11 protein-coding genes and 1 pseudogene are annotated in these 12,039 nt (G+C 73.6%); 7 read left to right on the top strand and 5 right to left on the bottom strand.

Features of this window, described 5'->3' with window-relative positions; translation table 11 throughout:
• Positions 1-18 precede the first annotated feature (18 nt).
• Positions 19-855, bottom strand: a complete 837-nt coding sequence (locus tag BJY14_RS12365) for a geranyl diphosphate 2-C-methyltransferase (RefSeq protein WP_179843744.1) — start codon at positions 853-855, stop codon at positions 19-21.
• Between the two features lie 192 nt (positions 856-1,047).
• Positions 1,048-1,692, bottom strand: a complete 645-nt coding sequence (locus BJY14_RS12360) for a DUF6962 family protein (protein WP_179843743.1) — start codon at positions 1,690-1,692, stop codon at positions 1,048-1,050.
• Between the two features lie 92 nt (positions 1,693-1,784).
• On the opposite strand from BJY14_RS12360, the gene BJY14_RS12355 reads away from it, so the two are divergent.
• On the top strand, positions 1,785-3,203 hold the full coding sequence (locus BJY14_RS12355) for an RtcB family protein (RefSeq protein WP_312879171.1): 1,419 nt from the start codon (positions 1,785-1,787) through the stop codon (positions 3,201-3,203).
• 38 nt (positions 3,204-3,241) lie between these two features.
• Here the strand turns inward: BJY14_RS12355 and BJY14_RS12350 are convergent, their stop codons facing one another.
• Positions 3,242-3,679 carry an archease gene (locus BJY14_RS12350; protein WP_179843742.1) on the bottom strand — a complete coding sequence of 146 codons (438 nt, stop codon included), beginning with the start codon at positions 3,677-3,679 and terminating at the stop codon, positions 3,242-3,244.
• Between the two features lie 184 nt (positions 3,680-3,863).
• On the opposite strand from BJY14_RS12350, the gene BJY14_RS12345 reads away from it, so the two are divergent.
• The 6 genes and pseudogenes from BJY14_RS12345 (at position 3,864) to BJY14_RS12325 (ending at position 8,930) form a co-directional block, all read left to right on the top strand.
• Positions 3,864-4,943: a S1C family serine protease gene (locus BJY14_RS12345; protein WP_312879170.1), complete on the top strand. Its 1,080-nt coding sequence runs from the start codon at positions 3,864-3,866 to the stop codon at positions 4,941-4,943.
• A 102-nt stretch (positions 4,944-5,045) separates the two neighbouring features.
• Positions 5,046-5,714, top strand: coding sequence for a TetR/AcrR family transcriptional regulator (locus BJY14_RS12340; protein ID WP_179843740.1), 669 nt, complete (start codon positions 5,046-5,048; stop codon positions 5,712-5,714).
• A gap of 77 nt (positions 5,715-5,791) precedes the next feature.
• A pseudogene (locus BJY14_RS47955) lies at positions 5,792-6,136 on the top strand (ATP-binding cassette domain-containing protein); the annotation flags it as partial.
• Between the two features lie 6 nt (positions 6,137-6,142).
• On the top strand, positions 6,143-6,622 hold the full coding sequence (locus BJY14_RS47950; protein ID WP_446678451.1) for an ATP-binding protein DrrA1-3 family domain-containing protein: 480 nt from the start codon (positions 6,143-6,145) through the stop codon (positions 6,620-6,622).
• Positions 6,619-8,277: an ABC transporter permease gene (locus BJY14_RS12330; RefSeq protein ID WP_246395887.1), complete on the top strand. Its 1,659-nt coding sequence runs from the start codon at positions 6,619-6,621 to the stop codon at positions 8,275-8,277. The genes BJY14_RS47950 and BJY14_RS12330 overlap by 4 nt, the downstream gene beginning before the upstream one ends.
• A gap of 50 nt (positions 8,278-8,327) precedes the next feature.
• Complete coding sequence (locus BJY14_RS12325) at positions 8,328-8,930, top strand: LOG family protein (RefSeq protein WP_312879168.1); 603 nt, start codon at positions 8,328-8,330, stop codon at positions 8,928-8,930.
• A gap of 187 nt (positions 8,931-9,117) precedes the next feature.
• Here BJY14_RS12325 and BJY14_RS12320 read toward each other — a convergent pair whose 3' ends face one another.
• Positions 9,118-10,920, bottom strand: a complete 1,803-nt coding sequence (locus BJY14_RS12320; RefSeq protein WP_179843738.1) for a thiamine pyrophosphate-requiring protein — start codon at positions 10,918-10,920, stop codon at positions 9,118-9,120.
• A 26-nt stretch (positions 10,921-10,946) separates the two neighbouring features.
• Positions 10,947-11,972 (bottom strand): SDR family oxidoreductase, encoded by a 1,026-nt coding sequence (locus BJY14_RS12315; protein WP_179843737.1) that lies wholly within the window; start codon positions 11,970-11,972, stop codon positions 10,947-10,949.
• Positions 11,973-12,039: the final 67 nt, after the last annotated feature.

Raw genomic sequence — 12,039 nt, 5'->3', positions numbered from 1 at the left:
CCGGTCCGGGTCCAAAGTTCAGATGCGATCGGCGGCGATGAGCAGGTACTGGAAGCTGCCGTCGCGGTACGCCTCCAGGAAGGCGCTCTCGATGCCGGTCGCGACCGACGACTTCTCGCGCAGCTCCCAGTACGGGATGGTGTCGGCGGTCAGGTCGACCACGGTGACGGGCACGAGCCGGTTGGCCGCCATCGCGCGGAAGTAGGCGCTGCGCGGGTGGATGTCGCACACGTAGTGGGCGTTGATGGTCGACACCGCCCGGGACGGCAGCCCGTAGACGTCGTTGTAGCAGCCGGTGATCGTGACATAGCGGCCGCCGCGGGCCAGCAGCCGCGAGTGCGCCGCGAACAGGTCGTCGAGGACGGTGTACATCGTCGACTCGTTGTTCCAGATCGCCTGGAACGCCCCCGCCTCGAACCCGGTGTCGAGCATGTTCTTGAAGTGGAACCGGACCTTGTCGGACACGCCGCGCTCGGCGGCCTGCCCGTTGGCGAAGTCGACCTGCGCCTGGGAGATCGACACCCCGTCGACCTGGCAGCCGAAGGCGGCGTTGGCCATGATGCTGGATCCGCCGCGGCCCGAGCCGGCGTCCATCAGCCGGTGGTCGGGCCTGATGTCGCCGAGGTGTTCGAGCAGGAACCGGGCCTGGGCGTTCTCCAGCCGGTGCAGCTCGGCGATGACCGCCTCTTCGCGGGCGTCCTCCGGGGTCTCCAGGACCGACCAGTCCACCTCGCCGATGCCGTAGTGGTGGTGGTAGATCCCCGAAACGTCGCCGAGGCGCAGGTTGACCGGGTTGCGCTCGGTGTTCCAGTAGGTGGCGACGTCGTGCTGGTAGACGCTGGCGATGGCCGTCATGAACGCTTTCCTCCACGGGGACGGTGGCTTGGGATCACGGGTTGAAAGCTAACGGTGACCGTCCGTGTCCGAAAGGGCACCCTTCAGCACAGAAGGAAGACACCTCCGTTAGGGGAATGTGCCACCGTGGCCAGTGCTGTCCGCCGGTGCCGCGCGACCCGCCGAGCCCGTGCCGTCCCGGGCGGCCGCGTGCTATCCGGGAAGGGCGCGCCGCTCGCGGTCCGGGCGGCGCGGGTTGCTGACCGCCAGGTAGAGCAGCACCATGCCGACGATCTGGGCGAGGTGGTAGACCGAGGTCGGGTCCAGCGCGACGCCGCGGGTGACGCTCGGGTCGATCGCCTTGGTCGCGGCCGCCGCGGCGCTGGCGACCAGCGCGACGATCACCGGGACGGCCATCGGGTGGCGGTGCCGGGCCGCCCGGCCCCAGAGCGCGAGGATGCACACCATCGTCAGGCTCTCGCAGGCGAGCAGGGCGCCGACCCCGGCGTGCCCGGTCACGGCGAGGACGATGTAGGCGCCGATCCCCACGGAGCGCAGCAGCCAGAACGTCCGGCCGTGGCGCGGGCCGAGCACCTCGGCGACGGTGGCCGCCAGCAGGTAGGACACCGCGACGACGACCATGGCGCTGATCAGGGCCCAGCTCGGCCCCGACCATTCCTGCGAGTGCTTGACCAGGCCGTGGTGGACGGAGCCGGCGAGCGCCGCGGCCCCGGCCCACCAGAAGGCCGTGCGCCAGTGCCGATGCGGCGCCGGCGTCCGTCCCAGCCGGACCGCGAGCGCCACCACGACCAGCCCGAGCGCGAGGTCGCTCAGCGCGGGCGCGGGTTCGGCGAGCATGGTTCGCACGCTACCCGCCTGGAGCGCGTGCACCCTTCGGGCGCTGACCTGCGACGGCGCATGAGGGGCGGGGCCGGGGGTAGCCCCGCCCTGTGACCGCCGACCTGATCGAGGAGGGGCCCTACCGGTTCCGGATCGAGCCGACCGGCGCCATGCGCGTGCCCGGCGTGGTGTTCGCGTCGCGGGAGCTGCTGGAGCCCGCCGAGAACGCGATCGAGCAGGTCGTCCACGTCGCCATGCTCCCGGGCGTGGTCGAGGCCTCCTATGCCATGCCCGACATCCACCTCGGATACGGCTTCCCGATCGGCGGCGTGGCGGCGACCGATCCGCGCGAGGGCGGCGTGGTCTCGCCCGGCGGCGTCGGGTTCGACATCTCGTGCGGCGTCCGGCTGCTGGCGGCGGACATCGACGCCTCCGGCCTCGCCCCCGTCCTGCGCGACCTGATGGACGGCCTCGACCCCGTCATCCCCCGCGGCATGGGCAAGGGCGCGGTCTGGCACCTGCCGGGACGGCGGGAGCTGACCGGCATCCTCACCGGGGGAGCGCGGTACGCGGTCGAGCGGGGCCACGGGGACGAGCGCGACCTGCGCCGGTGCGAGGACGCGGGAGCGGTCGCGGGCGCCGACCCCGGCCGGGTGAGCGAGCGCGCGGTGGAGCGCGGCGCCCGCCAGGTCGGCAGCCTCGGCTCGGGCAACCACTTCCTGGAGGTGCAGCGGGTCGCCGAGGTCTACGACGCGGACGTGGCCGGGGCGTTCGGGCTGCGGCCGGGGCAGGTCTGCGTCATGATCCACTGCGGGTCGCGCGGGCTCGGCCACCAGATCTGCACCGACCACGTCCGGGCGATGGAGGCGGCGATGCCGCGGCACGGCATCGAGGTCCCCGACCGCCAGCTCGCCTGCGCCCCCGTCGAGTCCGCCGAGGGCCGCGCCTACCTGGGCGCGATGGCGGCGGCGGCCAACTACGGCCGCGCCAACCGGCAGCTGCTCGCCCAGGCGGCGCGCCGGGTGTTCCGGCGGGTCGCGGGCGCCCGGCTCGACCTGGTCTACGACGTCTCGCACAACCTGGCCAAGCTCGAGGAGCACGGGGTGGACGGCGAGCGGCGGCGGCTGTGCGTGCACCGCAAGGGCGCCACCCGCGCCCTGCCGCCCGGCCATCCCGATCTGCCACCGGACCTGCGGGAGGCCGGCCAGCCGGTGCTGATCCCCGGGACGATGGGGACCTCGTCCTACGTCCTGACGGGCGTGCCGGGCGGGCCCGCGTTCGCGTCCACGTGCCACGGCGCCGGACGGGTGCGCAGCCGCCACCAGGCCGCGCGCGGCGTCAGCGGCAAGGAGTTGCGGGCGGAGCTGGAGGAGCGGGGCATCGCCGTGCGGCCGTCGTCATGGCGCGGGCTGGCCGAGGAGGCGCCGGACGCCTACAAGGACGTGTCCGCCGTGGTCGAGGCCGGGGAGGGCGCCGGGCTCTGCCGGAAGGTCGCCCGGCTCGTCCCGCTGGGCGTCGTGAAGGGCTGACCGGGCCGGTCACGCGCCGCGGTCTGGCGCGCCGCCCGTCACACGTCGATCGTCACGGCGCAGGACCAGCCGCGGCCGTCCCGGCCGAACCGCAGTTCGTGCAGCGACACCGCCTTGGGCACGGCGCCCGTCGCCACCGCCTCCGCCGCGTCCCCGGTCGCGAGCCGGGCGGTGAGCCCGCCGTCCGGCGCCGCCGCGATCTCGGCGTCCAGGACCAGGACGCCGTCGACGTCCAGGCGGTAGATCACCTCGTCCAGGACGGCGACGAGCAGGTCCGCGTCCGGCCCCGGCGGCACGTCCACCCGGATCCCGCCGGACGGGCGGACGCCGGAGACGTCGGCGAACGACTCCACGAGCCCGGCCACCGCCTCGGCGACGCAGCCCTCCCGCGTCGGCCCCCACGCCTCGATCCGCAGGTCGGCGGTGTGGGGGACGCCCCGGTGGCCCCTCTCGCCGTGCCCGCCTCCGCGCGACATGGTCGGACGGCTACCCCTCACCGATCACGAGAAACCGGCCGCGGCCCCTCCCGGGCGGCGCGGTGCGCGCCGGGGCCGCCAAAGATCAGGTGCGGTCCTGGCCTGCGGCATGACGTCGCAAAATCGCGCGCGGCGCGGCGCCCGCCGCCCGGCGGGCGGGAACGGTGCCCTCTGGAGGTGGAGCGTGGACAGGAGCGCGAGGGCGAGGGGTTGCGCGGCGGCGCTGGCCGGGGCGGTGGTGCTCGCCGGGTGCAGCGGGAAGTCCGAGAACGCCGGGAGGGCCGGGAACGCGGGGCCGGCGTCGGTGCGGACGTCGGCCCCGGTGTCCGGGGCCGGGTCGGACCTGCAGCAGCAGTACGTGAAGGTCGTGGACGCCGTCCTGCCGTCGGTGGTGAAGATCCAGACCGATCAGGGGGAGGGGTCGGGCGTCGTGTTCGACGCCCAGGGCGACATCGTCACCAACGCGCACGTGGTCGCCGGGGCGAAGAAGATCCAGGTCACCTCGTCCGGCGGCGGTTCCCCGGCGAACGCCTCGATGGTCGGCGCGTTCGCCGCCGACGACCTGGCCGTCATCAAGGTCGGCGGCGTGTCGCTGAAACCGGCGTCGTGGGGCGAGTCCGGCAAGGCGCAGGTCGGGCAGATCGTGCTGGCGATGGGCAATCCGCTCGGCCTCTCCGGAAGCGTGACGAACGGGATCGTCTCCGCGCTGCACCGCACGGTGTCGACCAAGGGGGAGGGGGCCTTCCAGGGGTCGACGATCGCCGACGCCATCCAGACGAGCGCGGACATCAACCCGGGCAACAGCGGCGGCGCCCTGGTCACGCTGGACGGGCAGGTGATCGGCATCCCCACCGCGGCGGCCTCCGACCCGCAGATCGGCGCCGCGGCGCCCGGCATCGGGTTCGCGACGCCGAGCGACACGGTCAAGCGGATCGTTCCGCAGCTCATCGAGTCGGGGAAGGTGTCGAACTCGGGCCGGGCCGCGCTCGGCGTGGTGGTGCGCACGATCGTCGACCCGCAGACCGGCCGGCGTTCGGCGGTCGCCGTCGTGGAGGTGGAGAAGGGCGGCGGCGCCGCCAAGGCGGGCATCCGGCCGGGCGACCTGATCCTCTCGGTGAACGGCGTCGCGACGCCCGACCAGACGGCGCTGACGACCGTCCTCGCGGACCTCAGGCCCGGCCAGACGGTGAAGGTCGAGCTCCAGCGTCCGGACGGCTCGAAGAAGCAGGTCCAGGTGACGCTCGGCCAGCTTCCCGGGGGCTGACCCGCCGCCCGGACGGTCCGCCCCGCACCGGTTGACGGGAGCCTGTACGCGAGTACAGTGTACAAGCGTACAGGCAACTGAACATCCGTACAGGGGGTGGGGATGGCGACGCGGGAGCGGGCCGACGACCTGACCGGGCGCGCCCGGATCAGGGACGCGGCCCTGCTGGAGTTCGCCGAGCACGGGGTGAAGGGCGCCACGATCCGGGGCATCGCCAAGGCCGCCGGGGTGTCGCCCGCCCTCGTCCAGCACCACTACGGGACGAAGGAGGCCCTGCGCGCGGCCTGCGACGAGCACGTGATCGAGGTGATCCGCGAGACCAAGCAGGAGGCCCTGCGCGGCGGGATGGCCAATCCGAGCTTCCTCGGCATCGCCATGCGGACGGCCCTGCCGGTCCAGCGCTACCTGGCCCGCGCCCTGACCGACCGATCGGCCGCCGCGGCCGTGCTCTTCGACGACGCGGTCGCGTTCAGCGAGGAGATGCTCGAACGCGGCGCCCCCGGCATGGCCGCGCCGAGCACCGACGACCTGCACGGCTACGCGACCGTCCTGACCGGCATGAGCTTCGGCGTGATCGTCCTGCACGAGCACATGTCCAGGGCCCTCGGCGCCGACGTCCTCCTGGGCGACGGCTACCCCCGCATGGCGCTGGCGATGCTGGACGTCCTCGACGACCGGCTCCTGTCGCCCGAACTGGTGGCGCAGGCGCGCGCCGCCCTGAAGAACCTGCCCGCCCCCGGCGGGCGACCCCTCGACGAGGAGGACCGGTGACCACGAACACGCCCCCCATAGCCCTCTCCGGCCTGGTCAAGAACTTCGGCCGGACCCGCGCGCTGGACGGCCTGGACCTGACCGTCCGGCCCGGCGAGGTGCACGGGTTCCTCGGCCCGAACGGCGCCGGGAAGTCCACCACCATCCGCGTCCTGCTCGGCCTGCTGCGCGCCGACGGGGGCACCGCCCGGCTGCTCGGCGGCGACCCGTGGCGGGACGCGACCGAGCTGCACCGCCGGCTCGCCTACGTCCCCGGCGACGTCACGCTGTGGCCGAACCTGTCCGGCGGCGAGGTGATCGACCTGCTCGGCCGGATGCGCGGCGGCGTGAACGCGCGGCGCAAGGCCGAGCTGCTCGACCGGTTCGAGCTCGACCCGCGCAAGAAGGGCCGCGCCTACTCCAAGGGCAACCGGCAGAAGGTCGGGCTCATCGCCGCGCTGGCGTCCGACGCCGAGCTGCTGCTGCTCGACGAGCCCACCTCCGGCCTGGACCCCCTCATGGAGGAGGTGTTCCAGGAGTGCGTCCGGGAGGAGCGGCGCGACGGCCGGACCGTGCTGCTGTCCAGCCACATCCTGTCCGAGGTCGAGGCGCTCTGCGACCGCGTGACGATCATCCGCAAGGGCGTCGCGGTGGAGTCCGGGACGCTGGACGAGCTGCGGCACCTGACCCGCACGTCCATCGACGCCGAGCTGGCGTCGTCCCCGGACGGGCTGCCCCTGCCCGGCGCGCACGACGTCCGGATCGACGGCAACAAGATCCGCTTCGAGGTGGACACGCCCGAGCTGGACGCGGCGCTGCGGCAGCTCACCGAGGTCGGCGTGCGGAGCCTGAGCAGCCGCCCGCCGACGCTGGAGGAGCTCTTCCTGCGCCACTACAAGGACGAGCTCGCATCGGAGGCCGCCCGATGAGCGCGGCGGTCCACGAGGCGCGGGCGGCCCGGCCGTCCCGCGCGACGCCGATGCGGTCGCTCACCGGGACCGGCGGGCTGATCCGGCTGATCCTGCGCCGCGACCGGTTCCTGCTGCCGTCCTGGGTCATCGTGCTGGCGCTGATCCCGATCAACTTCGTGGCGGCCACCGACAGCCTCTACCCGACGGCCGCCGAACGCCTCGCCTACGGGCGGACGACGGGGAACAACCCGACGTTCCTCGCCCTCTACGGGCCGCTGTACGACACGAGCCTCGGCGCGATCATCGCCCAGCGGTCCGGGTTCATCCCGGTGGTCGTCGCGCTGATCAGCGTGCTCACCGTCGTCCGGCACACCCGCACCGAGGAGGAGGCGGGCCGCCGCGAGCTGCTCGGCGCCACCGTCACCGGGCGCGGCGCGGGCCTGGCCGCCGCGCTCGCCGTGACGATGGCGGCGAACCTCGTCCTCGCCGCCCTGCTCACCGCGGGTCTGGTCGCGCAGGGCCTGCCGTTCGCGGGCTCGCTGGCGTTCGGCCTGCAACTGGCCGCCGCCGGGTGCGTCTTCGCCGCCGTCGCGGGCGTCACCGCCCAGCTCAGCGAGGGCGCGGGCGCGGCCAGGGGCACGGCGATCGCCGCGCTCGGCGCCGCGTTCGTGGTCCGGATGGCCGCCGACGTCGGCGGCGCGGGCAACGAGCTGTCGTGGCTGGGCTGGCTGTCCCCGCTCGGCTGGGAGAACCGCCTGCGCGCCTACGGCGGGGAACGCTGGTGGACGCTCCTGCCGGTCGCCGCGCTCACCGCCCTCCTCGTCGCCGCCGCGGGCCTGCTGTCGGCGCGCCGGGACGTGGGAGCGGGCGTGCTGCCGCCCAGGCTCGGCTCCGCGGACGCCCCGCGCCTGCTCTCGGGGTCCCTCGGCCTCGGCTGGCGGCTGCAGAGCCGCGCCCTCTACGGCTGGCTCGCCGGGTTCGCCGCGCTCGGCGTCGTGTACGGCGCGGTGGCGGGCGGCGTCGGCGACATGGTCAAGGACAACCCCGACCTGGCGAAGATCTTCACCCGGCTCGGCGGGCAGGGCGGGATCACCGACGCCTACTTCGCCTCGATCATGAGCATGCTCGGCCTGATCGCCGCCGCCTACGCCGTCTCGGCCACGCTGCGGCTGCGCACAGAGGAGACCGCGCAGCGCGCCGAGCCGCTGCTCGCCACCCCCGTCGGACGGCTGCGGTGGGCGTCGGGCCACCTGGTCTTCGCGCTGCTCGGCCCGGTCGCCGGGCTCGGCGTCGCGGGCCTGGCCGCCGGTCTCGCGCACGGCCTGGACACCGGCGACCCCGGCCGCGAGGTGCCGCGCGTCCTGCTCGCCGCGCTCGCGCAGCTGCCCGCCGTGTGGCTGGTCGCGGCGATCGCGCTCGCGCTGTTCGGCCTCGCGCCGAGGCTCACCGGCGGCGCCTGGGCCGCGGTCGGGGTCTTCGCGGTCGTGACGCTCTTCGGAGCCGGGCTCGACCTGAACCAGTGGGTCCTGGACGTCTCGCCGTTCACCCACGTCCCGAAGCTGCCGGGGCACGCGTTCACGGCCGTGCCGCTGCTCTGGCTGCTCGCGGTCGCGGCCGTCCTGTCCGCCCTCGGCCTGCTCGGTCTGCGCCGCAGGGACCTGGCCACCGCCTAGGCCGGAAAATCGACGGGCCCCGACCGGACGGAGCGGTTAGATTGGGCCGGGTGAACTCCCGGAAACCCCTCGCCGTCTGCGTGTTCTGCTCGTCCAGCGGCAAGATCGACCGCCGTTACGTCGACCTCGCCGCCGAGGCCGGCGCCGAGCTGGCCCGGCGCGGCCACAGCCTCGTCAGCGGCGGCGCCCAGGTCTCGTGCATGGGCGCCGTCGCCCGCGCCGCGCGGGCCGGCGGCGCCCGCACGGTCGGCGTGATCCCCGAGGGGCTGGTCAGCGTCGAGATCTCCGACGAGGACAACGACGAGCTGGTCGTCACCGCCGACATGCGCGCCCGCAAGGGCGAGATGGACCGGCGCAGCGACGCGTTCCTCGTCCTGCCCGGCGGCATCGGCACGCTGGAGGAGCTGTTCGAGGTGTGGACGGCCCGCGTGCTGACCATGCACGACAAGCCCATCGTCATCCTCGACCCGACCGGCGTCTACGAGCCGCTGCGCGAGCTGATGAAGGGCCTCACCGAGCAGGGCTTCGCCCGCCCCAAGATCTGGGACGCCGTCGGCTGGACGGACTCGGTCCCCGAGGCGTTCGACCTCCTGGAGCGGTCCCAGCCCCGCATCGAGTTCTCCCCCGAGGACTACGCCGAAGCCGAACTCTGACCCGGCCGCCGGCGGCCTCCGTCATTGTGGGGGGCGACCCCCACGCCCCCGGAGGGGGACTGACCGTCGTCCTCCGCTCCGCTGGCGCTCCGCTCCGGACGCCGGCGGAGTCCGTCATTGTGGGGGGCGACCCCCACACCCCCGGAGGGGGACTGACCGTCGTCCTCCGCTCCGCTCCGGACGCCGGTCAGTCGTGCCTGCGGCCCGGCATGTTCTCGTACATGTCGGTCAGCTTCTGGCGGAAGCCGCGGGCCGCGATGCCGAGCTTCTGCGGGTCCCTGAGGCCCGCCTTGACGGCCTTTCTGGCCTGGTCCTTCATGATGTGCGGCGGGATCGGGGCGATCTCGTTGTCCACCACGAACTCCAGGACGACGGGACGGTCGCTCGCCAGGGCCTCCCGCCAGGCGTCGGTGACCTTCCCGGGATCGTCGCAGTAGATCCCCTTGAGGCCGCAGAGCTCGGCGTACTTCGAGTACGGGAAGTCCGGGATGCGCTGCGAGCCCTCGTACTTGGGGTCGCCGCCCATCGCGCGCTGCTCCCAGGTGACCTGGTTGAGGTCCTGGTTGTTGAACACCGCGAAGATCAGCGGCGAGCCGGCCATCCGGTCGGCGTACCGCTTCACGGTGAGCATCTCGTTCATCCCGTTCATCTGGAACGCGCCGTCGCCGACGAAGCAGATCACCGGCCGGTCGGGGTAGGCGAACCGGGCGGCGATGGCGTACGGGACGCCGGGCCCCATCGTGGCGAGGGTGCCCGACAGCGACGCCCGCATCCCGTCGCGGAGCTTGATGTGCCGGGCCCACCAGTTGGTGGCCGACCCGGAGTCGGCGGTGAGGATCGCGCCGTCCGGCAGCAGCGGCGACAGCTCGTGCGCCACGGCCTGCGGGTTGATCTTTCCCTCGAAGCTCTGGGCGGCCCGCTTGTCCATGACCGCGTCCCAGGCGCGGACGTTCTCCTCGATCTCCTCGCGCCAGGAGCGGTCCTCCTTGCGGCGCAGCAGCGGGATCAGCTCCCGGAGCGTCTCCTTCGCGTCCCCGACGACGTGCGCGTCCATCGGGTAGCGGATGCCGATCATGCGCCCGTCGATGTCGATCTCGACGCCCCGGCAGCTGCCCTCGTCCGGCAGCCACTCGGCGTACGGGAAGCTCGTGCCGATCATGAACAGCACGTCGCAGTTCATCATCATCTCGTCGCTGGCCTTGGACCCGAGCAGGCCGATGGGACCGGTGACGAACGGCAGGTCGTCGGGGACGACCTCGCGGCCGAGCAGCGCCTTGGCGATGCCGGCGCCGAGCAGCTCGGCCGTCTCGATCACCTCGGCCTCGGCGCCGGCGGCGCCCTGGCCGATCAGCATCGCGACCTTCGTGCCCTCGTTGAGGACGTCGGCGGCCTTGCGCAGCTCGTCGGGGTCGGGCAGCACGCGGGGCCTGCTCCACCCCACGCTGGAGTACACCGAGCCGTGCTCCTTGGGCGGCGACGGCACCGCGTCGGCCTCCTGGACGTCCTCCGGAATGATGATCGTCGATACGCCGCGGGTGGTCAGGGCGGTCTTGAACGCCCGGTCGATGACGTGCCGCATCTGGCCGGGGTGCATGACGATCTGGCAGAACTCCGAGACGTCGGAGAACAGGTTCTCCAGGTTGACCTCCTGCTGGTAGTGCGTGCCCTGCGCCAGGCGCTTCTGCTGCCCGACGATCGCCACGACCGGCTGGTGGTCCAGCTTCGCGTCGTACAGGCCGTTCAGCAGGTGGATCGCGCCCGGACCGGACGTCGCCGCGCACACGCCGACCTCGCCGGTGAACTTCGCGTGGCCGCAGGCCATGAACGCGGCCATCTCCTCGTGCCGCGTCTGGACGAACTCCGGCTCGCCCTCGGCGCGGTCGAACGCGCCGAGCAGCCCGTTGATGCCGTCGCCCGGATATCCGTAGACGCGCTTCACGCCCCACTCGGTCAGCCGCCGGAGGACGTAGTCGGCCACTTGCTGCGCCATCGCTCTCTCCTTCGTCGTCTCGTGCGTCATCGCCGCAGGAGCCTGGCGGCGCCCGCGGCGGCCCCCGCCGCGGCGCCGGCCGTCGCCGCTCCCACCAGGTACTTGTGGCGCCCCGCCCACACCTGCGGGCTCCTCGCGTGCGCCTGCTCGTCGAACCGCCCGTGGCTGCCGTGGTCGTGGCCCGGGGCGTCGTCCGCCGGCTCCCACAGGTTCGCGGGCTGGTCCGGACGCGTGCGCTGCTCGGTCTGCTGGGACGCGAAGCCTGTCCGGGCCAGGTAGCGGTCCAGCAGCCCCGTGGCGAACTTGTCGGCGAGGAGCGTGCCGACCGTGCTGGCGCCGACCCAGTACTCCCGGCGCCGGGGATGCTCGGCGGCGTAGACGAGCGCGTCCGCCGCGATCTCCGGCTGGTAGATGGGCGGGACGGGCTGCGGGCGGCGCGGCATCCGGTTCAGCACCCAGTCGAACTGGGGCGTGTTGACCGCGGGCATCTGCACCATCGTCAGCTTCACGCCGCTGCGCTCGTGCATCAGCTCGGCCCGCAGCGAGTCGTGCAGCCCCTGGACGGCGTGCTTGGAGCCGCAGTACGCGCTCTGCAGGGGGATGCCCCGGTAGGCCAGCGCCGACCCGCACTGGACGATCACGCCGCGGTCGCGCGGCATCATCCGCCGCAGCGCGGCCCTGGTGCCGTTGACGTAGCCGAGGTAGGTGACCTCGGTGGTGCGCCTGAACTCCTCCGGCTCGATCTCCCAGAACGGCGCGAACACCGAGGAGAACGCCACGTTGACCCACACGCCGATCGGCCCGAGCTCCTTCTCGGCCCGCTCCGCCGCCTCGTCCACCGCGCGGGGGTCGGCGACGTCCACGCTGATCGGCAGCGCGCGCCCGCCGGCGGCCTCGACGTCGGAGGCGGCCGACTCCAGGCCCTCGTCCCCGCGGGCCAGGAGGGCGACCCGGGCCCCGCGGCGCGCGAACGCGACCGCGGCGGCGCGTCCGATGCCGCCGGAGGCTCCCGTCACCACGACGACCGTGCCTTTGTCGATCTTGTACCTCATGTTCTTTCCCTTGGACGGCGACGCCGGATCCGGCACAGGGACCCACTGCCCGAGCCGGAGGCTCTGT

Source organism: Actinomadura luteofluorescens (assembly GCF_013409365.1).
Lineage (GTDB): Bacteria > Actinomycetota > Actinomycetes > Streptosporangiales > Streptosporangiaceae > Spirillospora > Spirillospora luteofluorescens.
Note: the sequence above shows the minus strand (reverse complement) of the source record. Positions and strands in the feature narration are given on the sequence as shown.

Bases quoted from the DNA above. Each gene is read 5' to 3' on its own strand.
- BJY14_RS12365 (WP_179843744.1), bottom strand. From the start codon at position 855: ATGACGGCCATCGCCAGCGTCTACCAGCACGACGTCGCCACCTACTGG.
- BJY14_RS12340 (WP_179843740.1), top strand. From the start codon at position 5,046: ATGGCGACGCGGGAGCGGGCCGACGACCTGACCGGGCGCGCCCGGATC.
- BJY14_RS12360 (WP_179843743.1), bottom strand. From the start codon at position 1,692: ATGCTCGCCGAACCCGCGCCCGCGCTGAGCGACCTCGCGCTCGGGCTG.
- BJY14_RS12315 (WP_179843737.1), bottom strand. From the start codon at position 11,972: ATGAGGTACAAGATCGACAAAGGCACGGTCGTCGTGGTGACGGGAGCC.
- BJY14_RS12330 (WP_246395887.1), top strand. From the start codon at position 6,619: ATGAGCGCGGCGGTCCACGAGGCGCGGGCGGCCCGGCCGTCCCGCGCG.
- BJY14_RS12350 (WP_179843742.1), bottom strand. From the start codon at position 3,679: ATGTCGCGCGGAGGCGGGCACGGCGAGAGGGGCCACCGGGGCGTCCCC.
- BJY14_RS12320 (WP_179843738.1), bottom strand. From the start codon at position 10,920: ATGGCGCAGCAAGTGGCCGACTACGTCCTCCGGCGGCTGACCGAGTGG.